The 23641-nt window shown below is 43.9% G+C and carries 14 protein-coding genes and 1 tRNA gene; 3 read left to right on the top strand and 12 right to left on the bottom strand.

Annotated features, from left to right (window positions below; translation table 11 throughout):
* Nucleotides 1-416: 416 nt before the first annotated feature.
* Together ACSBL2_RS22530 and ACSBL2_RS22525 are read left to right on the top strand one after the other, a co-directional pair.
* Nucleotides 417-3584 carry a SusC/RagA family TonB-linked outer membrane protein gene (locus ACSBL2_RS22530; RefSeq protein ID WP_442588815.1) on the top strand — a complete coding sequence of 1056 codons (3168 nt, stop codon included), beginning with the start codon at nucleotides 417-419 and terminating at the stop codon, nucleotides 3582-3584.
* A 16-nt stretch (nucleotides 3585-3600) separates the two neighbouring features.
* Complete coding sequence (locus ACSBL2_RS22525; protein ID WP_442588814.1) at nucleotides 3601-5100, top strand: SusD/RagB family nutrient-binding outer membrane lipoprotein; 1500 nt, start codon at nucleotides 3601-3603, stop codon at nucleotides 5098-5100.
* Between the two features lie 51 nt (nucleotides 5101-5151).
* Here ACSBL2_RS22525 and ACSBL2_RS22520 read toward each other — a convergent pair whose 3' ends face one another.
* The 9 genes from ACSBL2_RS22520 to ACSBL2_RS22480 form a co-directional block, all read right to left on the bottom strand.
* Complete coding sequence (locus tag ACSBL2_RS22520) at nucleotides 5152-6489, bottom strand: MutS-related protein (protein ID WP_442588813.1); 1338 nt, start codon at nucleotides 6487-6489, stop codon at nucleotides 5152-5154.
* 3 nt (nucleotides 6490-6492) lie between these two features.
* Nucleotides 6493-7827, bottom strand: coding sequence for a MutS-related protein (locus ACSBL2_RS22515; RefSeq protein WP_442588812.1), 1335 nt, complete (start codon nucleotides 7825-7827; stop codon nucleotides 6493-6495).
* A 59-nt stretch (nucleotides 7828-7886) separates the two neighbouring features.
* Nucleotides 7887-10178, bottom strand: a complete 2292-nt coding sequence (locus ACSBL2_RS22510; RefSeq protein WP_442588811.1) for a Gldg family protein — start codon at nucleotides 10176-10178, stop codon at nucleotides 7887-7889.
* Nucleotides 10179-10417: 239 nt separating this feature from the next.
* On the bottom strand, nucleotides 10418-11347 hold the full coding sequence (locus ACSBL2_RS22505) for an ABC transporter ATP-binding protein (protein ID WP_442588810.1): 930 nt from the start codon (nucleotides 11345-11347) through the stop codon (nucleotides 10418-10420).
* 44 nt (nucleotides 11348-11391) lie between these two features.
* Nucleotides 11392-12756: a RagB/SusD family nutrient uptake outer membrane protein gene (locus ACSBL2_RS22500; RefSeq protein WP_442588809.1), complete on the bottom strand. Its 1365-nt coding sequence runs from the start codon at nucleotides 12754-12756 to the stop codon at nucleotides 11392-11394.
* 10 nt (nucleotides 12757-12766) lie between these two features.
* Nucleotides 12767-16336, bottom strand: a complete 3570-nt coding sequence (locus ACSBL2_RS22495; protein WP_442588808.1) for a SusC/RagA family TonB-linked outer membrane protein — start codon at nucleotides 16334-16336, stop codon at nucleotides 12767-12769.
* Between the two features lie 193 nt (nucleotides 16337-16529).
* Complete coding sequence (locus tag ACSBL2_RS22490) at nucleotides 16530-17792, bottom strand: FecR family protein (RefSeq protein WP_442588807.1); 1263 nt, start codon at nucleotides 17790-17792, stop codon at nucleotides 16530-16532.
* An 84-nt stretch (nucleotides 17793-17876) separates the two neighbouring features.
* Complete coding sequence (locus ACSBL2_RS22485) at nucleotides 17877-18467, bottom strand: RNA polymerase sigma factor (protein WP_442588806.1); 591 nt, start codon at nucleotides 18465-18467, stop codon at nucleotides 17877-17879.
* Between the two features lie 107 nt (nucleotides 18468-18574).
* Nucleotides 18575-19024 carry a DUF2059 domain-containing protein gene (locus tag ACSBL2_RS22480; RefSeq protein ID WP_442588805.1) on the bottom strand — a complete coding sequence of 150 codons (450 nt, stop codon included), beginning with the start codon at nucleotides 19022-19024 and terminating at the stop codon, nucleotides 18575-18577.
* Nucleotides 19025-19372: 348 nt separating this feature from the next.
* Here ACSBL2_RS22480 and ACSBL2_RS22475 point away from each other — a divergent pair, with 348 nt between their 5' ends.
* Nucleotides 19373-20245 (top strand): DUF808 domain-containing protein, encoded by an 873-nt coding sequence (locus tag ACSBL2_RS22475; protein WP_442588804.1) that lies wholly within the window; start codon nucleotides 19373-19375, stop codon nucleotides 20243-20245.
* 75 nt (nucleotides 20246-20320) lie between these two features.
* On the opposite strand, the gene ACSBL2_RS22470 is transcribed toward ACSBL2_RS22475, so the two are convergent.
* From ACSBL2_RS22470 to ACSBL2_RS22460, 3 genes are all read right to left on the bottom strand, one after another.
* Nucleotides 20321-20403: transfer RNA gene (locus tag ACSBL2_RS22470), tRNA-Tyr, on the bottom strand.
* Between the two features lie 428 nt (nucleotides 20404-20831).
* Nucleotides 20832-22331, bottom strand: a complete 1500-nt coding sequence (locus ACSBL2_RS22465) for a TolC family protein (RefSeq protein WP_442588803.1) — start codon at nucleotides 22329-22331, stop codon at nucleotides 20832-20834.
* A complete protein-coding gene (locus ACSBL2_RS22460; RefSeq protein ID WP_442588802.1) occupies nucleotides 22306-23598 on the bottom strand; it encodes an HlyD family secretion protein in 1293 nt (430 codons plus the stop codon). Before ACSBL2_RS22460 ends, ACSBL2_RS22465 begins: the two co-directional genes overlap by 26 nt.
* Nucleotides 23599-23641: the final 43 nt, after the last annotated feature.

Raw genomic sequence — 23641 nt, 5'->3', positions numbered from 1 at the left:
TCGTTCATCAAACACGGGTCAATATGGGGATTCATTTATTACCTTTTCCGTTTTAAATTGGAATTTGTCTCCTATTTGGTCAGCATCGGCGGCCATGAGGTGACTTGTGATGTGTCACCCGTAATATGGTGGTTTAAACCTGTTACCTATTGCCAATGTGACAACTATTCGACTGTATGTTGTATTGGCTTTTTTTTGAACCTTATTTTGGGCCATTTTTCCTTAGGTCGTCTTTTCTACAATTTTTCGTTTCGATAAGGCGGTTTTTGTTGTTGTTTTGTGGTTTTTTTTGTGTTTTACTTTCGTTTGTGCCTGTTTTTTAATAAAGGGGAGGCTGTTTTTGTGGCAAAAGCGTTTTTTTGTCTTAAAGTGTCGCGTTAAATTAAGGTAACTATTAACCATAAACCTTAATTCTTATGAAAAGACTTTTACAAAGTTTGTTCATGATGCTGTTGTGCGCAAATTTAGCAATGGCACAGGACCGAACCATAACCGGAACAGTGACGGGGCAGGATGACGGACTCCCGCTCCCTGGCGTAAGTGTCAGACTCAGAAACACCAATATTTTAACCACTACAAATGCTGCCGGGAAATACACGATAAGTGTACCTTCATCGGCTACTGTATTACAATTTACTTTTATTGGATACAATGCCCGATCCATTACTCTGGGCCCCTCAAATGTGCTGAATGTAGTCCTATCGGCATATACGAACCTCAGTGAGGTAGTGGTTACGGGGATTGGTGGAACCCGTGAGGCAAATGCCCTTGGGTATTCGGTGGGTAAAGTCGATGGTGCTAAGCTGACGATTGCCAGAAATACCGATGTGACCACAGCTCTTACAGGGAAAGTTGCAGGTGTACAGTTAAATGGGTCTCCAAGTTCCTCATTTGACAACGCCTCTATTATTATCCGTGGTATAAACGGTATTTCACTTGGGGATCCGCTGTACGTGATCGACGGAACCCCAACTACTGCGGATAACGTAAACATGGATAATGTGGAAAGCATTAGTGTGTTAAAGGGGGGGGCGGCTTCGGCATTATATGGCCAGAGGGCCTATAACGGGGTAGTCGTAATCACTACCAAAAAAGGTTCCCGTAATGTGGGTACAACCGTTGAGTTTAATACCGGATATACGGTAGAGAGCGTGTCTCTATTGCCAGACTATCAAAATGAATACGCTGGTGGTTATACTGCAGAGTGGCCAATCTTTACCTATGATCCCGCGGTTCACCCCGCATCATGGGCTGCCTTTAATGGGCAGAAAATGCTTGAATATGGTGCAGATGCAAGTTTTGGACCGAAGATCGACGGTTCACTCTATCGTCCATATTACAGCTGGCAGGCTGGAGAAAACTTCGGGAAATTAGTGCCGCTCACTGCACAGCCGAACAACGTTAAAGACTATCTGCAGAAAGGTGGCAATTTTATCAATACACTCGCCATGACTACGGGCGGGGAAAAATATAATTTCCGTGTGGGCTATACCAATCAGGATAGGACACTTATCCAGCAGAATTCAAAAAGAACAATGAATATCCTCAATATCAATGGAAATTTTGATGTGAGCAAGAAGCTGACGCTTTCTACTGACCTGCAGGTATCCAGGGAAGAAAGGCGCGGACAGCCTTATGAAACGTACAGAAATGACGGACTAAATGTTGTCCAGGGGTTTAACCAATGGTTTCAGCGGCAACTGGATATGACTGAAATGGAGAACAATCAGACGCTTCCAAATGGCAACCCTACTTCATGGAATATCGGAGATCCCAATGGCAGCGGAGACTTATCTGCAATTAATACACCACAATATTGGGATAATCCGTTTTGGGTAGCGAACAACAACTTCCGTACTTCAAGAAGGACACGTATTGTTGGTAATATGGCCTTAAAATATAATATCCTCCCGGAACTTTCCATTCAGGGGATTCTTCGCGGAGACTTAAATAATATTTTAAGTGATGAGCGTATGGCTACCGGAGGCTTGCAGCAGGATTATTATAAAGAGACGAAGGACAACAATAATGAGTTTAACTATGAGCTGAACCTGAATTATAAAAAAACATTCGGAGATTTTAACCTCGATGCACTGGTAGGGGGGAATGTAAGGCACGAACGAAGAGAGGGCTACAGAGGGGAGACCAATGGAGGACTTACCTTCCGTAATTATTTTAATCTCCTGGCTTCGGTTTCAAAGCCCATTCTTGAAAATACCTATTATGAAAAAGAAGTGCGCAGTATTTATGGAAGGGCTTCTCTGGGTTACAAAGGCTTTCTTTATCTGGATGTTACCGCAAGAAATGACTGGTCATCTGTATTTGCCCCAGACCTGAATTCTTACTTTTATCCATCGGTGGCGGCTTCATTTATAGTTTCTAATTTTTATCCTGAGGGTATAAAAAACATTGTTTCATTTACTAAATTAAGAGCGTCCTACGCACAGGTTGGATCTGATATCGATCCTTACAGATTGTTAATCCAATATGATGTCAGGCAAGCGTATGGGGATAATGCATCAATGAACATCGGTGATCAGTTACGGGATGGTAGAATTAAGCCGGCACTTTCCGGAGCTTTGGAATTTGGTACCGAGATCAGGTTTTTAGGAGACAGAATCGGGGTAGATTTCTCTTATTTCAAAAATAGCAATAAAGATCAGATCATCGCTGTTACTGCCAATGCAGCAACAGGGTATACCACAAACCTGATCAATGCAGGAAGATTAACCAATAAGGGGATAGAACTGTCCCTTACCGGTTCTCCTGTTAAGTCGAAAAATATCTCATGGGATTTGTCTGTAAATTATAGCCGTAGTAAAACAATGGTTGATGAAATTACAGAAACCCAGAAAAACGTACTGTATCAAAACTCAACTTTTTTCGGAAGTTCACTGAACCTGACCGAAGGTGAGGAATGGGGGAAAATCCTGGGGAACAAGTTTAACCGCGATGAAAATGGGAATATGATCATTGCTGCTTCGGGACAACCCACATTTACCACAGGACAATTTATAGGTTATGCAAGACCAAGATATACAGGTGGGGGCTATAGTTCCCTGCGTGTATTTAACTTTGATTTGGGACTTTCATTCGATTTCCAAAAAGGAGGATTGTTTAACTCTACGACCCGTGCATTCAATATGGGAAGCGGATTGTCCCAGGAGACGGTTGGTTTAAACGATAAAGGAATAGACTGGAGATTGCCTGTGAGTCAGGGTGGTGGATATAAGTTTCCCGGAGTTTTGGCCAACGGACAGCCCAATGAAAGGTATATCGAAGCAAGTTCCGCATTCTATACAGGGATGCAAAACGGCGCTGGTGAGATGTTCCTGATCAGTGCATCCTATCTGAAATTAAGAGAGATCCGGTTGGGATATACCGTTCCTTCTGAATATTTACAATCAAAAATTAAAGGCCTGAAGTCTGCTAACCTGGCGTTCATTGTTGGAAATGCCTGGTTGATCTCAGCACCAGGTAAAAAATATGGTGTAGACCCCTCAGAATTAGAAAACTTCTGGCAGGAGGGTGGCCAGTTGCCACAAACCAGGACAATTGGTTTTAATTTAAGAATCGGGTTTTAATCTTAAACACAAAGAAATGATCAAGTTTAGCAAATACATAGCATTATCCCTTTTAGCAGGATTGCTTATCACTGGGTGTAAGAAAATAGAGGACTTTGGGGATATGAATATCGATCCGACGAAGGTACCTAACCCAACCACGCGCTCTTTATTTACCAATGCATTACAAGCCCTGTCGGGATCTGTGACAACCACTACGGGACAGGCTCAATCTCTGCCTGCACTGGTGGTAGGAAATAACATAGGTTTCATCTGGGCACAGCATATGTCTGAAGGCCCATATTTAACCAGCTCCAACTATGCTGATGCGGCGGCGGGACAAGCCTATGGGGCATACTATTCCGGAGCGCTCATTAACCTCCAGAAAATAATTGATTTTAATACTGCCGGCACGCTTGAGGCTGAACCGGGAGCAAACGGTGCGACCAATAATCAATTGGCGGCCGCCCGGATTCTAAAAGCATTTGTTTTCTGGAAACTGACTGACCGTTGGGGTGACCTTCCCTATGAGGAAGCACTAAAGGGGGCGGATAATTTAACACCAGCCTACCAGAAACAGGAATTGATTTATGCCGATTTGTTTAAAGAGCTGAAAGAAGCGGCTGCCCAAATTGATGAGGGCGGAACAGGAATGCAGGGCGATGTTCTGTTGGGTGGAGATATGGCCAGATGGAAAAAATTTGCCGCTACCCAGAGATTGTTTATGGCACTGAGAATGTCTAAGGTATATCCTGCGGCTTCAGGCTTAGCTGCAACTGAATTCAACGCCGCCCTTCCAGATGTTATTGGGAGCGGGGAAGATATCAGCTATACGTATCTCAGTGGAGATCCTGTAAATAATAACCCCTGGTATGTAAACTATTCAATTTCAAACCGGAATGACTTTGCCATCAGCTTGCCGCTGGTGAATTATATGAAAGCAAATGGTAGGGAGGATGACCCCCGTTTGCCCGTGTTTGCTGAAACTTTGCCTAATGGAACCATCAGGGGGCTGGAATATGGAAGGATCACCCAGATCAATATCCCCAATGCCTTTAGCAGGCTTGGGAATGCATTCAGGCAACAAGATTCTCCGGCTTATTGGTTAACGTATGCCCAGGTTTTATTTGCTGAGGCAGAAGCCGCCAAATTAGGCTGGATTGCAGGTGGCGATGTTACCGCAAAGGAAAAATATGAAGCCGGTATAGATGCCTCCCTTGCCCTTTACGGAGTACCAGATGCAACATTTAAAAGTGAAACCGGTATCCTGTATAATCCGGCAACTGCCATACAGCAGATCTCCACCCAAAGGTGGATTCATTTATTCCTTAATGGCTGGGAAGCATGGGCAGAATGGAAAAGAACTGGGTTTCCTGTGCTTCAACCCGGGCCAGGGACAACCAATACGGCAGGTATTCCGAGGCGGCAGGCATATCCTGTTGCGGACCGGACCTCCAATAAAGAGAATTATGATAAGGTCATTGTTCAACAAGGTCCAGATAATATCAATACGAGAATGTGGTGGGATAAATTATAAAAATTACAGCGATCAGGTAAAAAGATCATTTGCCTGATCGCTATTTTCGTGTTAATCCCCTATGATATCCAGAATACCTTCATTTTCTATGATCATCATCCCATGTCTGTCACTGCTGATCCCTTCTTTGGCGCGGTAAGGATACACCGGAATTTTACCCTCCATTTCTGTTGGCATATAGACAAAGCTAACATTGTTCACCTGTTTGCCCAAGGCCTCACCGACCTCTACAATGTGGGTGGAGATGATATAAAAGCAATTGCGGTGCTGTGCAAAAACTTCAGCAACAGCAAGGGTAGCATCGTATGCATCCTTCACATTGGTCCCCTTAAACAGCTCGTCAAAGATCACGACCAGGTTTTTCGGCGAACTGACCTCCTGCGCTATTTTTTTTACGCGTAACACTTCTGCATAAAAATGGCTATAGCCCATATTCAGGTCGTCCGGTACATTGATAGAAGTGTACATCCCCTCTTTTACTGAAAAGACCATAGATTTTGCCGAAACAGGAAAGCCCATGTGGGCAAGGTACACGAGGATACCAAAAGTCTTCATATAGGTCGACTTACCCGCCATATTGGCTCCTGTTAAAAAGATCATATTGTTTTCCGCATGCTGGGCAACAGAATTGGGAACGGCCTTTTCCAAGCAGGGATGAAAGCCATTGTCAATGTAAAGCTGATGCTGGTCTGCCGGTAGAGCATTTGCGTAGCTAAATCCTTTGGCCTTTGAAACTTCGGCTACAGCCATGTATACATCCATGGTATAGACCAGTTGCATCACCGTTTCCATTTCCTCTCTGAGTACCGTCCGAAATAGATAGTCATACTGCAGGCCCTGGAAAAAGGACAGGGGCTTACCTGAAGACAATTCCTGGGCCGCGGAGGAGAGCCATTTCAGTTGCGGATGGGTAAATATGTTTTTCACTTCGCTTAGGGGAGTGGAAAATGGACTTTCGGGATCCTCCAGTAATAAACCCGACACAAACTGATGAATGGCGTCCAGCATCTTAATGGCAGCGGAAAGCCCCTCCGCTACCAGGTCATGTTCCTGTTTCAGGCCAAGTAAGTACAGTATTTTGCGCCTGCCAGTCTGCGCGGCTGCGAGCAGGAAGTTTGAAGCACCGGGGCCACTTAAATAATTCCCGGTGGCGATCAGCTCATCCTGGTTAAAGGGAAACACAAGGCCTTTTGTCTCATAATACTGAAAGACCTGGCTACGTTGATTGATCTCTCCCGCATCGGTCAGGGGATGCTGGAACATCAACTCGAGTAAGCGTTCACCACCAGCTGTCCTGGTTACATTAAAGAGATTCAGCACAGAACTGTTGCGGTATTTACCCAATATATTTAAATCGTCCAGTGTTTGTTTGTCAGTTACAAATGGCATGGCTTAATTCGTGTTAATCTTTAAAATATCAATAATGCCTTCATTATGGATAATAATCATCCCATGGCGGTCTTCGGTAATACCAGCTTTTAGCTTATACGTATATACCGGTTTTTCACCATCCATGAGGGTAGGAAGGTAGCAGAACTGAATATTATTACAGCGGTCTTTCAACGTCTCTCCGGCCTCAATAATATGTGTTGAGACCACAAAAATGCAGTTCTTTTTACGGGCGAAAGCTGCAGTAAGGGCCACAGTAGCTTCATAGGCATCCTTTACATTGGTTCCCCGAAAAAGCTCGTCAAAAATAACAAAGAGCTTACGGGACTGTGCAAGTTGCTCTGCTACCTTCTTTACCCGCAATACTTCCGCATAAAAATGGCTGTATCCCATGCTCAGGTCATCCGGCAGGTTAATGGTACTAAATAGTCCGTCCATGACTGGGAATTCCATTTTTCCTGCCGGCACGGGAAATCCCATATGGGCTAAGAATACGGTGATGCCCAATGATTTCATAAAGGTCGACTTACCGGCCATATTTGCTCCGGTAAGAAAGATAAAGTTACTCCGGGGCGTCACCAGAAGGTCGTTGTCAATGGCCTTTTCCAAGAGCGGATGGTAGAGCCCTTCCAGCTTCATCGTGTCTTCAGTACCGGAAAGTGCCAGTGGAAATACAAATTTCCGGCTTTCCGCAACGTTGGCGACAGCAATATACACATCCAGCTGATAGGCAAAGGACAGCAGTTTCTGTAGCAGGCTTTTCTTTTTAAAACGCAGCAGCTGATCATATTCCGCCGTCTTTTCATAAGTCTGCTTTTCTTTCCCCGCATCCTGGAGTACATGCTGTAGTTCCGCATCACCGAATATAGCTTTAATCGCTTCCGTCTCTTCCAGATAAGAGGCATGGTCTTTATGGGTACTTAGCTGATCGAGGAATTGCTGAAAGGCATTCATCATGTCAATCACCGCAGTTACCGCTTTGGCTACCTGTCTATATGCTGTATCTGCCCCAATCAGGTTGTTGAACGTTCTGCCCAGCTTATTTTCTTCCTGGGATAGCTTACTGCGTTCATCCACATTACTCAGGTACTGCTCAATCAGGTCGAACCATTCTTCATTAAAGGGGAAAGTCATCTTGCTGGTCTGAAAAAACCTGATGATCCGGCTGCGCTGGTTAATTGCTCCGGCATCCGATAAAGGATACCGGAACATTTGCTCCAGGATTTCAGCGCCGCCACGTGTGCGGTTACGGTTAAAGAGCCCGAAAACAGAATCACGTCCCTTTTTAGTGAAGATATTCAGGTCGTCTAATGTTTGTTTATCAACTGAAAAACTCATGTTGTTTATTGGTTTATACCTTGATTAAGTTCTTTTCTAATGGTGTTATACCCCATTGCTTATCTGCCTCTTCTGCGTATCCAGATAATCAGGCTGACGATGATCAATATTGCCGGTAATCCCCATTTAAGGAAAACACCAAAATATGCCCATTCACCTTCACCAATACGCAATGAGGTATCAGGCCCTGGTTCGCGGCGCATATCTATAGGTACTTCCCCATCGGAAAGCCAGAAGAAGCTACCTGCGATCAGTGAAAAGTTGGATGCATCCACACCATTACGGCTCATGCCCAGCTCACCATTACTCAGCCAGTCTGCATCACCCGTAATCAGGATTTTTTGTTCTTTGCCCTGTACTTTTCTGGATAAGGCAAGCACAGTAGGATAGGATTTTTCCACCTCTCCGGCTGCAGGATTCAGTTTCACGCTGTCATCGGCAAAGTTTGTCGTTTCCAGCTCATTCCAGGATCCTATAGAGTCTGTCTGGAAGAGTGTTTTTACATTAAACCCTTTGTCCGTTGTATAAGCAAGTGCTGTGGCAGATGGCATTGTTAGCACTGCCTCCATCTTCTTCATGTTTTTCAGGTAAAAAGAAAAATCTGCCGCGGTCTGTTTGGCTTTCATGATCATCAAATCCGATTGGAACTGGTTGCTAGGCTTAACGAGTCTGCCCGGCAGGAACTGTACCCCCAGCTGTGCTGTAATGGCATTCATCTGTATTTGCCTTCCCGGCTCTCCGGCGATGATCAGGTTTCCTCCCTGTTTAATGTAGCTATCCAGGTTTTTCTGTTCTTCTGCAGTGAACAGTTGTTTAGGCTCCGCAATCACCAGAATTCTTATTGAATCCGGAATAGCTTTAGCCAGAGTAACATCAGTGAAGTCAAATCCCTGGTTGATTAATGCATAGCGGAAAGTCTTTTCACTGGCCACCATGTTATACCCGCGGTCCTGCTCTCCGCGACTTTCACGTTCACCGTGACCGGTTAAGAAACCGACTACAGGAAGTTTCATGACCATACGTTTGATCGCTGCTGTAATCTCAGACTCCGCTGGCAAACGCATCTGATCATTGTAGTAACGGAGGAAGGTTTTTCGTCCGTTTTCCAGTTCCAGTACCCTTACAAAACGGAATTCTTCTTTCTCCAGGTCAACTGTATTGCTGATGGTTTTATAAGGTACAATATCAAACTTCCAGCCGTTCAGTTTTTTCAGGGTATCCAGTCGCTGAACATCATTCAGCTTAGGGTACATGCGTTCCAGCATCGGATTGTCGGAGTGGTGATAATAATAGGTATAATCTATTTTTGTATCCGGCTTAAACCTGATGTATTTCTCAAAACGGGCCACATCATCTTTATAGCCGGAAGGAATTGCAGTATAGGCTGAAGGGTCAAGCATATTGCTATACGTATGGATTGTTAACCCGCTGGTCAATTTTTCCATGACCTCCAGACTGCTTTTTGTCAGCGTGTTCTCTTTCGTGCGTGTTGCATCATAGTACACCTTTGCATAAGGTTTCGAACTGAAATAGCCGATCAGGATAGCCACAAAAAATACCGCTGCATATCTGCCCAGGGTTGATGTCCAGGTACTTTTCTGTCTGCCTGCCTGAAGCTTGATGATGGTAAAGCCGAGGAACAGCGCAATTACGGTAATAAAGTACAGCAGGTTCTCACTGTTGATCATACCATCCACAAAAGTTCCGCTGCGGCCTGTCATGGCAAGCCAATAGGTAATGTCGCGTACAAATTCGATATCCTGGCCTACACCTTTCACATAGTTCAGCAACGCGAGAATGGTCACTGTCCCCAGTGCGGCTACAACGTTATAGGAAGTGAGGGACGACATAAATAACCCGATTGCCGCATAAGCGCAAGCCAGCAGGTAAAGGCCCAGCATTGCGGTTAACAGGAAAGGGATATCTGCATGGTTAATGGTCAGTGCACCGAAAAGGGCATAGATGGTCAGTACGCCAATCAGTGCCAGTGCGAATACCATTAAGGCAAGGTATTTTCCGAGAATAATCTGTGCATTGGTAATCGGAGAGGAGTACAGGAGTTTAATAGATCCGCTGCCCAGCTCGCGACTCATGATACTCATCGTCAACAAGGGGATGTACAGGTATAAATAGGCCTGTACCTGTGTAAAGGCACCCATCCAGCCGGCGAATGTATTAATGGTGGCATTGTTCAAAGGGATTTTCATCACTCCCAGCCTGATGAGTCCATCATAGGAAGCCGTGAATCCCATTCCTACCTGAAAGGTAAAAATAATCAGGATCAGCCAGGCTACAGGGGAGTAGAACATCACCTGTAGTTCGGTTTTTGCAATATTATATATTGTTTTCATCAGTGAATATTGTTTTTTATCGGTTATGAAGCTATCATCAGCTTATTCATTACGGTTTGCAAGCGGTAAGCTGATGATGGTTTCATCAGTGAATATTGTTTTTTATCGGTTATGAAGCTATCATCAGCTTATTCATTACGGTTTGTAAGCGGTAAGCTGATGATGGTTTCATCAGTGAATATTGTCTTTTTAAAGGTGATGAAGCCTTATCGGCATTCTTTCTAATTAGAACCTGTAGGTTACTTTAATTTTTTCTTTGTGAGTTCGGCAAAAACAGTCTCCAGTGAATTCTTCTCTGTGGCTATTTCAATCAGTCGCCATTTTCTCGTTACACTGGTTTCCACTAAACGCTCGATCAGGTCCTGCGCGTCAGAAAAACGGATCCGGTAACGGATACCACCCAGTTCTTCCACATCCAGTACTCCTGGAACGGACATCAGTTCCGCTACAGAAGGGGCAGAGACCAGCGAAACCACCAGTGTATTTGGTACCAGATAGTTGTCGAATTCATTCATCGATCCGGAGAAAATCATACTGCCTTCATTAATCATCCAGATATGGTCACACAGCGCCTGAACTTCCTGCAGGATATGGGTGGAAAGCACTACGGTACGTTCCTCAGCAATTTCCTTAATCAGTCCCCTTACCTCAAGGATCTGGTTCGGGTCTAATCCATTGGTCGGTTCATCGAGTACCACGAAATCAGGCTTATGGATAATGGCCTGTGCAATACCTACACGTTGCTGATAGCCACCTGAAAGGTTACGGATCAGTCGTTTGCTGAAATGAGCGATACCACATTTATCCATTACTTCTGCTACGGCCGCTTTTACTTTGGAAGAATCCATTAAACGGATGTTCGCGCTGTGTATAAGAAATTCAGTCACCGTCAGGTCGTTTTGCAAAGGGGGCTGCTGGGGGAGGAAACCAATATGGCGTTTCGCCTGCTCAGGATGTGCTCCCATGTTAATGCCTTTAATGAATATCTCGCCGTCGGTTTGTTTGATTACCCCGCACATAATATTCATAATAGTGGACTTGCCGGCGCCATTAGCGCCAAGCAGTCCATAGATACCGTTTTTAGTCAGGTCGAAGTTGATATCTTTTACCGCCCATTGAACGCTGTAGCGGTGAGATAAACCTTTGACACTTACGATAGGTTCATTCATGTTTTTGTTGTTATTACAGTAAAATAATTTTAAAGTCTTTGTGCTTACCTGGGGTTCTGAACAATTTCAGGATTCAGTAAAATGTATTTATCGCCGATAGGGAAGATATATTTGTTACTGCCAGGTTCCAGGGTATAGGTCTGACCTCTGTAACTGCGTGTAACGGCACTGATGAAACCTGCATCTTTGCTTAATCTTCTCTGGTCAAACCAGCGGAATCCGCGGCCGACAAATTCTCTTCTTCTCTCGTTGATCACCTGATGCAGGGCTTCATTAGCCGTGGAAGCTGTTAAAGGCATGTAGTCTTCCGTTTTGAATCTTTTGATGCGGAGGGCATTCACTACACTTAAACTGGTTTCGACATTACCTGCCCTGGCTTCACATTCCGCTTTGATCAGCATCATTTCCGGTACACATGGACCTACAAATATGCCATCCACGCTGACCTGGTTGTTATTGTATGCCCTGGTGTCGAAAGTAGGATTCCATAAGCCTGTTCCCGGAACGGTAAACAGGACATATCTTAAATCGGTTGTACTGAACAGACTTAAAACATCCTCACTCAATGGGAAACTGACTGGCGTTTGTATTGCTTTTTTCAGCAGGATTTCTTCAGGATTGGCAATTCTTCCCGGGTAAGTCCTTGGAGTAGCCAGATAGGCCTTCAGGTCCAGCAGGGTACTTTGAAGACCTAAGGCAAGATTCGCATTCCGTTCAGCTTCGCTGAACTCTCTTGTGTTCAGATAAACACGGGCAAGTATAGCATATGCTGCTGCTTTGGAAGGATTGCTGTTGAAATCCGGCAGGTTGGGCAGGTTAGGCAAGGCCTGTGTTAAATCTGTTTGGATCTGATCATACACCTTTTGTACGCTTGCCCGGGTAAGGTCGGTAAAGAAACGGGTTCCCAATACCAGCGGTACACCCGGATCTGTTGCTGCTGTTGCCGGATCATATTGTTTTGCATAAAGATTAACCAGCGTATAGTAAATAAATGCACGATGTACCAATGCTGAAGAAAGCACCGCTTTTTTCTGGTTTTCTGTACCGCCTTTGCTATCCATGATACCTTCTGTGATGCTGTTACACAAATACAATTGCTGATACAGGTACTGCCACTCCTGATCTTCTTCGGTAGCTGTATAATTTTTCGCTGCCCAGGTATAGATATTTCCTGGCAGCAGGGAAAGTGAATTTTGCCACCTGACATCAGCTGTGCCCATATCGTCACCCGCATAAAGCGGCATAAAATAAGTTCTGTCAGTAGTGGTGGTATTGTATAATAATTGTTGGTAGTCGGAAGTGAGTTCCAGTACCCTTGTATTTTCCGGGGCTATTTCAACATACTTCCTGCAGGATACAGCACAGAAGATGATTCCGCACAGCAGGACTTTATATATAATTTTTTGCATGATCTGAAGGTTAAAGGGATAGGTTGATATTAAATACATAATTACGGGTAGGAGGAAGATTCGTGAATTTATCAGTCATCTGGTAGCTTGGATCTACCCCTTCCTTATTGGCTACCCATAGTAAACCAAGGTTGCTTACTGTTGCGCCGATGTGGATACCTTTAATAAACGGGGTACTTTTAAACACATTTTTAGGGACATTATAATTCAGCGAGATCTGTTGTAAACGAATGTTTCCTGCATCTCTGATATTCAGGTCGGAATACATATATCTGTTCACCGTATTGATATCAATACCCGTTAGGCCCGGAATATCTGTAAACGCTTCGTCTCCAGGTTGTCTCCATCTGTTTACCAAAGCCTGGTTATTTCCTATCAGGCCATCATAACCTGCCCCTGTCGGATATAAACTCTGGTCAATATTCTGGATCAGGAATTTGTGTCCAAGGTTATAGCTGGCTCTGGCATATAAACTCAGCTGCTTGTATTTTAGCGTGGTACCAAAGCCACCGAAATATGGTGCTATGGTTCTTCCTCCTGATGCCAGGTCTTCCAGGGCAACAGTGTTATTATTTGAAGCAATAATACCACCTTTTGCATCATAAATCTGGGATTTTCCGGTATTGTCTAATCCTGCCCAGCGGTAAACGAAAATATTATCTACGGCATAACCTGGTGTCAGCCTGACTCCGGTATTAATGAGGGGCTCAATACGGCTTTCCGTAATTTTGTTGGTATTGTAGGAAAAGTTAAAGTCGGCACTCCAGTCCCAGTTTCTGGCTTTTATGAAAGTTCCGAATAAGCTCATATCAACTCCATTTCCTGATAAGGTACCTGCATTATAATTCAACGAAGTCCATCCATAGGCAGAGTTAAGTGGTAAGCCCATCAGGAGATCCGTTGTGCGTTTAGAATACACATCCACACTCAGGATTGCCCTGTTGTTAAAGAAACCAGCATCAAGACCCAGGTTAAACATTCCGGTAATTTCCCATCCGAGATCCTGATTTACGGGATATCCGATAGTACTGTAGGGCAACTGTGAGTAACTGTCCGTAGAGCCAAGCGTAACCGTCGAAACGTTTGTCGACTGACCAGGGTTGTTTCCTGATTTACCGTAAGAACCGCGAAGGGTTAAAGAACTGATCCATTCCAGCTCTTTCATAAAGTCTTCCTTGGTCACATCCCAGCGTAATCCGGTCGACCAAAGTGGGGTAGCACGTGCTTTTCTGCTGGCCCCAAGCACATTGATATCATCAAACCTGGCGCTTCCTGTAATAAAATATTTATTCAGATAAGCATAGGTTGCCGAGGTATAATACGAAAGGTACCTGCGTGTATTCCGGAAAATGCCGGTTTGCGGAGCAGGAATACTTGATGTTCCACCAGCATAAATTGTATTGTACCTGGCTGCAGTTCCAACTGTATTCACATTTACTGAAGTAGACAGGTCTTCGTTGTAACCATACAGGATCTGTCTGGATCCGCTCGATTTTTCCTGACGGATTTCAGTTCCACCGATCATATCGAAGTGGTGCTTACTGTTCCAGTCTTTTCTGATTTCAAACTGGGCACGTAAGGTATAATCGTCTTTGTTTATTTTTCCGGTATTGTAAATACCTCCTTTAGGGAAGCCATAACGTGAGCCTGTGATGGGCACATTTGTTGGATTCGTTCCTGTATTGATCAGGTTTCTGGTGTAAAAGCTGTTCTCATTCTGAAGATTTAGCTGCTCGTCCATCGACTTCTGAAGCTGTCCGGATACGTTGATATTCAGCCAGTCGGTCACTTTACCATTCAGGGAAGTGTTAATTCTGATCTGGTTACTGGTATTAATTGTATTGTTGTAATTCAGCTCGTCTATAGCATTGTAGGTCCATGGCAGCAGGTTCTTCGTTCTGGTTAAACTGTCTGAAGTACTGGTGGTAAATGTAACCCCTTTCTGTATCCTGTTGCCATTTTCATCTACCAGCATTTCATAGGGAGCAAGGCCGAAACTTCCAAGGCTGAGGGCCTGTAATGCCGCACTGTTTACCTGACTTTTGGAGTAAGAGTAGTTCAGTCCTGTCGTCAGTGTAATACGGTTGTTCAGGAAATTGTTGGTCAGGTTAGAGAGCACATTGTATTTTTCGCCGGTATTGCCCTTGAATACAGACTGGTCTTTCGTATAGTTTCCGGACACATAATAGGTGCTGAAATCTGATCCTCCGGAAAAAGAGAGGTTATATTGTTGGGTAACGGCACTCTGTAACAGGTATTTTTTTAACTGGTCCCTGTTGGAGCGGTTGGCCAGAACATTCAGTGCTGAATCTCTTTGGGCAGCATATATTGGATTTCTTTTGGCTTTGAACATCCATTGCTGCGCTTCACTTACCGGTGCGGTACGGTAACCGTTCGCTGGGGAAGCAATTAAATTTGCAACGGGATCCTGGATAAAACCTTTATCCACTAACTCCCTTTCCAGGTCAATATACTCGGCATTGCTCATGGTATTCATGTTAGAGAAATTCCCTGGTGCAGAAGTACCTACCGTGGCGCTGAAATTAATATCTGACTTCTCTTTTTTTCCTTTTTTGGTGGTAATGACAATTACACCATTGGCTGCCTTCGCTCCCCAAATTGCAGAAGCAGCTGCATCTTTCAGGAAAGTGATGCTTTCAATATCTGCAGGATTAAATGAGCTGATAATGGAATTACCAGTAGTAGAAGGCTGATTGGTATTGGTTGGATTCGGATCTATGAGTCCTGATGCCACCTTTGTGAGTTCCTTGTTAAGAGATGGAAAACCATCGATAACAACCAGAGGTGGTTGATTCTGGTAAGAACTTGTTCCCCTGATCTGGATCGTATTCGTTCTGACATCGATCTGCACTCCTGGAATTCTTCCCTGAATACGCTCCATCAAGTTGATGCTCGGGGTACTTTCTATATCTTTTGCTGTAAGTACGCTAAAAGACCCGGTGGTACTTCCTTTTTTAATGTTTTGGTAACCTGTAGAAACGACTACATCTTCCAGTGTCTGCGCAATGGCCGTCATCCTGATCAGCATGGCTTCTGCTGCTGAGGCCTCATGAGCTTTATAACCAATGCTTGAAAACTGGAGGATAGCATTTTCCGGTAAACCGGAGAACCTGAAAAAGCCTTTCTCGTCGGCAACTACCGAACGTGTAGAACCTTTCAGGGTCACTGTCACATTGGGAATGGGTTTACCCGTCTCCCCATCTGTGATCTTACCTTCTGCAATTATATTGGTAAAGAAGGAAGTCACCTTTTCTACGAGTGTTCTTTCTCTTTTGGTAACCACAACAGTCTTGTTTACAATTTTATAATTCAGCTGTTGTTGCGGTAAAACGGAGTTGAGTACCTCTTCAAGCGGGATGTTTTTAAATGAGGCATTAAATGTCAGTGCGTCATTTACTTTATTTTCCTGCCAGAATACGTTGTATCCTGTCTGTTTTCTGATTTCCGTAAATAGTTCCTTCAGGGAAGCATTATTCTTATTAAAGCTTACTTTTTGTGCGAAACCTGCTGCGCTTACCTGCAGCAAAAAGGTGGTCATTAGTAGTACCATTATTTTCATAACACGAACTATAGAATTATTTACCCAGGCGGAATGCCCGGACCGGATTAGATCCTGAAATTTCATTACATTTGTTGTTTAGTGGTTAAGTTGTTATGTGTGAATACGTCTCATCTGAACACTGATTTTAATTGCCGGGGATGTTGGTCCATTCCCGGTTTTTTATTGATCTGTGTTCACTTCTATGTAAAGTTTATTTCATAGCAGTGATCCTCCTTCCTTCCATTTCAAAGTGAACTGAACCTGTTGTTTCCAATACTTCCAGTAACTGGGAGATATTTTTAAACCGGGATAGTGTACCGGTAAAGGTTTGCCTTTTTAGCGTATTGTTCTCAAAAACCACCTCTACATCATACCAGCGTTCCACCTGTTTCATAATGCCTTCTAAATCCTGCCCGTTAAATAGAAAAATTCCATTTTTCCAGGCCATGGCCTCTTCTGTATCGGCAGTAGTTACTTTGATGATATTGCCTTTCAATATCGCCTGCTGACCAGGCTGCAGATAATAGGCTTTTGGCTGTACGTCCTGTAAGGTACCGGGAAGTGATACATTGACCAGGCCTTCCAATAATGTGGTTTTAAATGTGGTTTCATTGGCATAGGCATTCACATTGAAATGTGTGCCCAATACCTGTACTTCCTGACGGTCTGTTTTCACAATGAAAGGTGTCCGTACTTCCTGTAACCTACCATGGACCACTTGCTGCTTAACTGCTTTTGCAACTTCAAAATAGGCTTCACCATTCAGGCTCACCCTACGTTCGTTCTTCATGAACTGGACCGGGAATTTTAAAGAAGAGGCCGCATTTAACCATACACTGGTTCCATCAGGTAAATTAACCCGGTATTCCCCTCCCCGCGGTGTGGTGATGGTGTTGTATTCCGGAACAGTAGTGTCTGTGTTTTTCGGCCCGGCAGGAGCGGTTACGGTATAGAGCAGTTCACCTGTTTTTGTTTTTGTAATGGATATGCCCGATTGTTTGGCCAGTTCCCCGTTTCCTGCGGCATTTAAATTAATTTTCCTCCCATCTGCTAATGTTAATGTAGCCTTATTGCTTCCCGGGGCAAGGTCCTGCTGGGCAAAACGTATGCTCGCAGGTTCAGGATTATTGCTGGTATAGACATATAAAGCTGTAGAAAAGGCCACCAGTACAACAGCGGCGGCTGCCATGCGGTACCAGAGTTTCCTGACAGGTATTGCCGGTAATGGGGCAGGAGTGCTTATCGCGTTAAATTCTTTGTGTGCAATCAGGTTTTGATACACCCTGTTGGTTTCCTCTTCAGAATGCCAGATTTCTTCCTCTGTATGCTTCCAGATTTCGTCCATTGCCGCAAACATATCCTCATCATTCCCTTTACTGTTGAAATGTCTGATGAGTTCCGTATACTCCTCTTTGCTGAGGGTGCCGTCTGTAAATTGCTGAAGTAAAAAAGTTATCCGTTGTTTGTTTACCATGTATTCATATTCCCTTTATACTGGGTTTATATAAGCATTACACGGCAAAAAGGATTTAGGACTAGTCGGATTGAAAATATTTTGTTATTTTTTCAATAAAGACACAGTGACCAGGAGGAAATAAGCAATATCAGACTGGTTGAAATGATTTTTTAAGGTTTTTAAGGCAGCAACCAAATGGTTTTTCACGGTATTCCTGGATAAGTTCAGTCTTTCTGCAATTTCATCGTAGTTTAAGCCTTCAAATCGGCTCATTCTGAAAATCAATTGTTGCTGTGGGGGGAGATTGACCAGTGCTGCTTCGGTGAATCGCTGTAAATCACTCAATAAAACGGATTCTTCCGTGTCATTGCTTACATTTTCCATATTATACCACAACTGATCGATGGCTTTCTGGGAGGTTGCAATCTGCCGCAGGGCATTCAGGGAGAGCCTTCTGGTAATGGTATAGAGATAAGGGGCAACAGGATACTCCGGATTCAGCCGCTCCCTGTTTGTCCATAGATTCATCAGCGTATCATTGACAACTTCTTCTGCCTGTTCTTTATTTTTCAGCAACCGGAAGGAAAAAGTATACAACTTTCTGAAATTCTGGTCAAAGATTTCCCTGAAAGCGGATTCATCACCTGCTTTTAATGCAATAAGGGTGTCTTTTTCATTTACCCTTTCCGACATTCTCTGTTATTGAATCGATTAAAATATGAGGCAAGGTTTTAAAATTGGTGTATGCTCTGAAATTGCTGTTTCCTTCAGCATTCGGAAGGATAAAGTAAATATAAAGATTAAAATCCCTTCTCCTTAAGTTTATTTGCAAATTCCTGACCAATTTTCATTCCCCATTGTTGTCCGGCCTGCATAGATTCCTGTACAATAAGTGGATTTTTTTGGGCAAGTTTCTTCCCGGCGGGGCTGCGGTAGAAAATAATGATGTCTTTCAGCTCATTTTCGGTCAGATGCTTTTGGTAGATCGGCAAAAGCATTGCCATCAGGTCTTTGGATACATCTTTTTTAAATTCATTGCCGAATAATTCCCATAATTCAGCCGGTACCTCTGGTTTTTGCTGTTTATACATGGCGATCATCTGATCTATAGATGCTTTAAATGATTCTTCAGCACCTGATACCTGCAGCATCTCTTCCAGCGTAAGTTTGTAGGAACCGGAGTCCGTTTGGGCAAAAGAGAGCTGGGAGGAAAAAAGGAGCAGGGCGAATAACAGGATGATTCTTTTCATGTGTATAAAGTAATGGTTTTTGCTGTGATAAATTGTGATAATTGAGTCTGAAAATATAGGAATAATAAGTCTGGTATCCTGCTGTAGTCTTAATAAATGATGTATTTATGAGCCTGCTGCAAAGAGTTTACTTTATACATGCAGTAAAGCAACCCGTTGTCTGTTCTTCCTGCCGATTATGGTTTCCTGGATATAAGTTTCTCATGCCATTTTAACCTTTATAGAAATATTCATGCTATGGGTACCAATGATTAAAGAATAGCTTCTTTATCTGCCTGATTATAGCACGCAACGCAAATAGAAACCAGATTTAATTCATAATTTTAGGGCTTACAAATAAAATAGAATATGGCATCAGGGTTTTTTGCGATTTTGGACGATATAGCTGCTTTAATGGATGATGTCGCAGTAGCAAGTAAAATAGCCACACGTAAAACGGCGGGGATATTGGGTGACGACCTGGCTGTTAATGCGGAGAAGGCAACAGGTTTTCTTTCTTCGCGGGAGTTGCCGGTATTATGGGCAATTACAAAAGGTTCTTTGATCAATAAGATCATTATTGTCCCCATCGCCTTATTGCTGAACGTGTTTTTTCCTGCAGCCATCACCTTCATCCTGTTACTTGGGGGAGCTTATCTGGCTTATGAAGGTATGGAGAAGATCGTTGAGTACTTTTTCCACCCGGCAAAAACTGGGCAGGAGGTAATTGAACAAAGGGAAGAAGATAACAGTGATGCTGAAAAAGCGAAGGTTAAATCGGCGGTAACAACAGATTTCATTCTATCTGTGGAGATTGTCATTATTGCCTTGGGAACTGTTTTAGAGAGACCTTTAGGCATACAGATTCTTACCGTCTCAGTTGTCGCCTTACTGGCGACTATAGGTGTTTATGGTATCGTTGCATTGATCGTCAGAATGGATGATGCCGGGTATAAGCTGATCAAACATTCTAATCATAAAGGTTTTTTAACGGTATTGGGGAATGTATTGGTGAAGGCTCTTCCCGTAGTCATCAAAATATTGGCTGTAGTTGGTACCATTGCCCTGATTTTAGTTTCGGGAGGTATATTCGTACATAACATTGAATTTCTGCATCATCTTTATCCGGCCTTACCATCAATTGTCAAAGAATTTGCACTTGGTTTGATTGTAGGGATCGTTGTGGTGGCTATAGTGAGCCTGGGCAAGAAGATATTTTCAAAGGCAAAACCTCAGGTATAAAATTTCCGCTTTAAACAAAAAAAGCGTTCAACAAAAAAACCACTGAGAGATCAGTGGTTTTTTTGTTGAAAAACGTGGGGGGAGAAGGATTCGAACCTTCGAAGTCTTGCGACAACAGAGTTACAGTCTGTCCCATTTGGCCACTCTGGTATCCCCCCGGTTACTATTTCCATGATCCCATGGAGACAAAGAAAACAGGTATTCCCTGCTAATTTTGCGCAATTTAGTACTTTCTATCCTATTTTCAGAACATCCTCCGAAGGAAAATGGTAACTATCATATCTGCTGTGAATTAAATTATCCGGTCAGTTCATCTTTCTGATAAAAACAAGGTGTAAATTCTAGGAAATAGATTTTTAACTTCTTTATCACTGATCAATGATTATCATTATTCCAGAAGAGCAGATCTGGTTTAATCTGTTAATAAAGGGATCATCAATAAAAAACTGCCACGAATATTCAAATAGCTGAAAATCCTCCAGATTCTGTATGGGTAAGAACATAAAAAACGAGGCCGATCATGTATGATCAGGCCTCGTTTTTTAAGGGGGGATATTAAGAATTGAGATTTTAAACTTAAAAAATATTAATCCTGTGCAACGAACTGTCGGGTTCCTGCTTTATAATACAATTCCGCCAGGGTTTTCTGGTATCCGGAAATCATACTTTCGCGTTTGATCTTCATGTCAATCAGTTTTGTTTCACGGCTATTGATCAGAAAGAGGGTACTTTCCCCCAGGTCAAACTTCTGGGTTTCCCCCTTCAGTAAAATCTGCTGATTACCTATACTCTGCACCTGTACAGCCAGTTGTGAAGCATATGCGGACAAGTCATTGTAGGATGCCAGGATATTATTCCTGATTTCACGTCCCGATTGCTGAAGGTCATAATCCAGTTCACGCTGCTTAATTTTGACTTCCCTCAGTTTTCCCCGTTCAGCGCGCAAAAACAAGGGAAAGGCAAATTCAATCCCCAATTTATAATTGCTCCAGTTGAAATCATAATAATCGGGTACATTTCCCCTGAAACTTGTGCGGTTGGAGATCAGTGTTCCGCTTACATTAAGCTTAGGCTTCAGCATCTCCTGCCGGTAACTCCGTTCTATAGCCAGCTGTCCGCCCTTGCTGCGTAACTTCAGCAGTTCTGGATGTTCATTGGCTGCCTGCCCGATCAGGGTATCCAAAACTGATTGGTTCAACCGGGTGATGTTCTCATTGATATTCTCCGGTACCGCATCCTGGGGCAGCTCCAGTGGAGTACCCTGTTCGCTCCAGAGGTGATTGGACAACACCAGTCGTGCGTTCTGCAATTCTATACTGGTCTTTTCTTTCTGAATAAGGCGTTCCTGCACCGTAATATAGGCTTCAACAGAATCGATACCGGGTTTATCCCCGATTTCTGTCTGCCTGCTTAAAGCTTTAAATCTGCGCTCCGCCAGATCAACACCTTCATTGACCAGGCTGAACTGCCTGTAGGCATAATACCAGTTCCAGTAATCCTTCACCACTGCATACCAGGCACTGTTAATTTGTTTTAACTGCTCTGCTTCTGCATACTGCACCATTATTTTAGACTGCCTTAGGGTACTGCGCCGGGCATCAATAATCAATCCCTGCCCCAGTGCAATGCTCAGTCCTACACCTGACAAGCCTTCCGGTGATGTCCTGGTCTGGGGGTTGGTATACGTCCCTACACTACGGTCGTAACCCACCTTCAGGTCGGCCCCGGCAAGCCACAGGGGGATCTTAAGTTCACTGTTCCAATTGTTATAATACTCTGTATCGCCAAACAGCTTGCGTCCGAAGCCGGCTTTTAGTGCCGGGTCGAAATATCCCAGTGACTGCAATACATTTGCTCTTGCCGATTCGCTGAGCAGTGCTGCCTGTTTTACGATAGGATGGTACCTGAACACCAATCCCTGTAAATCTTCCAGCGTAAACACTTTAGCGGTATCGCTTGTTATCTGGGCCCTACTTTTTGTTGTTGTAAGCAGCAATAACACGAGTATTGCTGCTGCAGGAAACCTCCTGAAATATCTCGTCATCTGATTACCTCCGTCATTAACCTTTTTTATCTTTAATCTCATCAGCGGGCTCCTTGTCGAGACTTGGCGGGAAGCCATTCAGCTGGCGCCAGATTTCATACCACAGGGGAACTGACCTCAGAATCACGCGGCCATACACGCCAGATCCTTGTCGCAGCTGATGTGGCCATGGTTCATCCTTGGTTGGTACCGGACTTGTCTGGCTGATCAGCAAACGGTATTTACCACCAACACTGCTCACCCGGTCTATTGCCGCCACTTTTCCTGCGAAGGTACCTACGGCGACTGATGGCCAGCCCGAAAACTGTACCGATGGCCAGCCTTCAAACTGAAGGCGAACATCACTGGTATCCAGGATCAGGGGCACATCCATTGCACTTACATACAGCTCAGCGGCCACCATAGGAGAAAGCGGCTGTAGTGTTGCTACAGATTCCCCCTCCTTGATATTTTCACCTATACCGGCTTTAAGTGTTTTCACCACATATCCATCCTGGGGCGCCCTCACAACATATAAACCACGTCTGATGCTGATATTGGAAATATCATTTCTCAGCTTGGAGATATCACCCTGTGCAGTCACCCTGCTTGATATGGCGGAGCTCATATCCGACTGTGCTTTGGCCAGTGATTCCTGGTATTTTGCCCTGATATTATCCAGTTCAATAGTGGAATTCAGCAAATTCTGGGCAGAGTTGCTCAGTTTATTCTGCATCCCTATCACTTTTGCATTATCTTCCTGCAGTTTTAGTCTGCGGGTTTCAATATCAGTAAGGGAAAACAGACCGTTTTTATAACCTGCCTCATAACGTTCCAAACGTACTTTGGTCGTTTCGAAATATTTCTGCACGGCCAGCAGTTCGGCGCTATCTATCCGCACATAGTTTTGTGCCTGTTTCACTTTATTTTCGGCTGCACTCAGCTGATAACGGAGCCCGTTACCCATGGCTTTGATTTGAGCGTTTGTCGCGTCAATTTTCTGCAATGCGGCAGTCTCACTGCCGCGTTTGGCTTCCAGTTGTTCTGTTAATCGCTGAGGAAGCTCCGGGTCAAAATAGGATTGGGTAGTTTCCGATATCACCAGGATGGTATCTCCCTTTTTCACTTCTTCACCTTCCCGTACAGCCCAGTATTCTATACGTCCACCAATTTGATTCTGTACGGTTTGAGGCCGGTCTTCTGGTCTTAGTGCCGTTACGGTACCACGACCGGGTATGGTCTGCCGGAAGGGAAGTAACAATAAGATCACAAAAAATAAAAGCAAAATCAGCATAATCCGCCCTAATAATTTGGCTCCTTTTGCTTTCATGATTCTTTTGTTGGCATGAACCGATAGCTGTTCCCAGTTTTTG

Source organism: Pedobacter sp. AW31-3R, assembly GCF_052180285.1.
In the GTDB taxonomy this organism is placed as follows: Bacteria; Bacteroidota; Bacteroidia; order Sphingobacteriales; family Sphingobacteriaceae; genus Pedobacter.
This window is presented reverse-complemented; position numbering and strand designations above follow the sequence as displayed.

Coding starts and splice junctions, on each gene's coding strand:
- ACSBL2_RS22495 (WP_442588808.1), bottom strand. CDS start 16,336: ATGAAAATAATGGTACTACTAATGACCACCTTTTTGCTGCAGGTAAGC.
- ACSBL2_RS22520 (WP_442588813.1), bottom strand. CDS start 6,489: ATGCCATTTGTAACTGACAAACAAACACTGGACGATTTAAATATATTG.
- ACSBL2_RS22505 (WP_442588810.1), bottom strand. CDS start 11,347: ATGAATGAACCTATCGTAAGTGTCAAAGGTTTATCTCACCGCTACAGC.
- ACSBL2_RS22490 (WP_442588807.1), bottom strand. CDS start 17,792: ATGGTAAACAAACAACGGATAACTTTTTTACTTCAGCAATTTACAGAC.
- ACSBL2_RS22475 (WP_442588804.1), top strand. CDS start 19,373: ATGGCATCAGGGTTTTTTGCGATTTTGGACGATATAGCTGCTTTAATG.
- ACSBL2_RS22460 (WP_442588802.1), bottom strand. CDS start 23,598: ATGAAAGCAAAAGGAGCCAAATTATTAGGGCGGATTATGCTGATTTTG.
- ACSBL2_RS22530 (WP_442588815.1), top strand. CDS start 417: ATGAAAAGACTTTTACAAAGTTTGTTCATGATGCTGTTGTGCGCAAAT.
- ACSBL2_RS22515 (WP_442588812.1), bottom strand. CDS start 7,827: ATGAGTTTTTCAGTTGATAAACAAACATTAGACGACCTGAATATCTTC.
- ACSBL2_RS22510 (WP_442588811.1), bottom strand. CDS start 10,178: ATGAAAACAATATATAATATTGCAAAAACCGAACTACAGGTGATGTTC.
- ACSBL2_RS22480 (WP_442588805.1), bottom strand. CDS start 19,024: ATGAAAAGAATCATCCTGTTATTCGCCCTGCTCCTTTTTTCCTCCCAG.
- ACSBL2_RS22500 (WP_442588809.1), bottom strand. CDS start 12,756: ATGCAAAAAATTATATATAAAGTCCTGCTGTGCGGAATCATCTTCTGT.
- ACSBL2_RS22485 (WP_442588806.1), bottom strand. CDS start 18,467: ATGTCGGAAAGGGTAAATGAAAAAGACACCCTTATTGCATTAAAAGCA.
- ACSBL2_RS22465 (WP_442588803.1), bottom strand. CDS start 22,331: ATGAGATTAAAGATAAAAAAGGTTAATGACGGAGGTAATCAGATGACG.
- ACSBL2_RS22525 (WP_442588814.1), top strand. CDS start 3,601: ATGATCAAGTTTAGCAAATACATAGCATTATCCCTTTTAGCAGGATTG.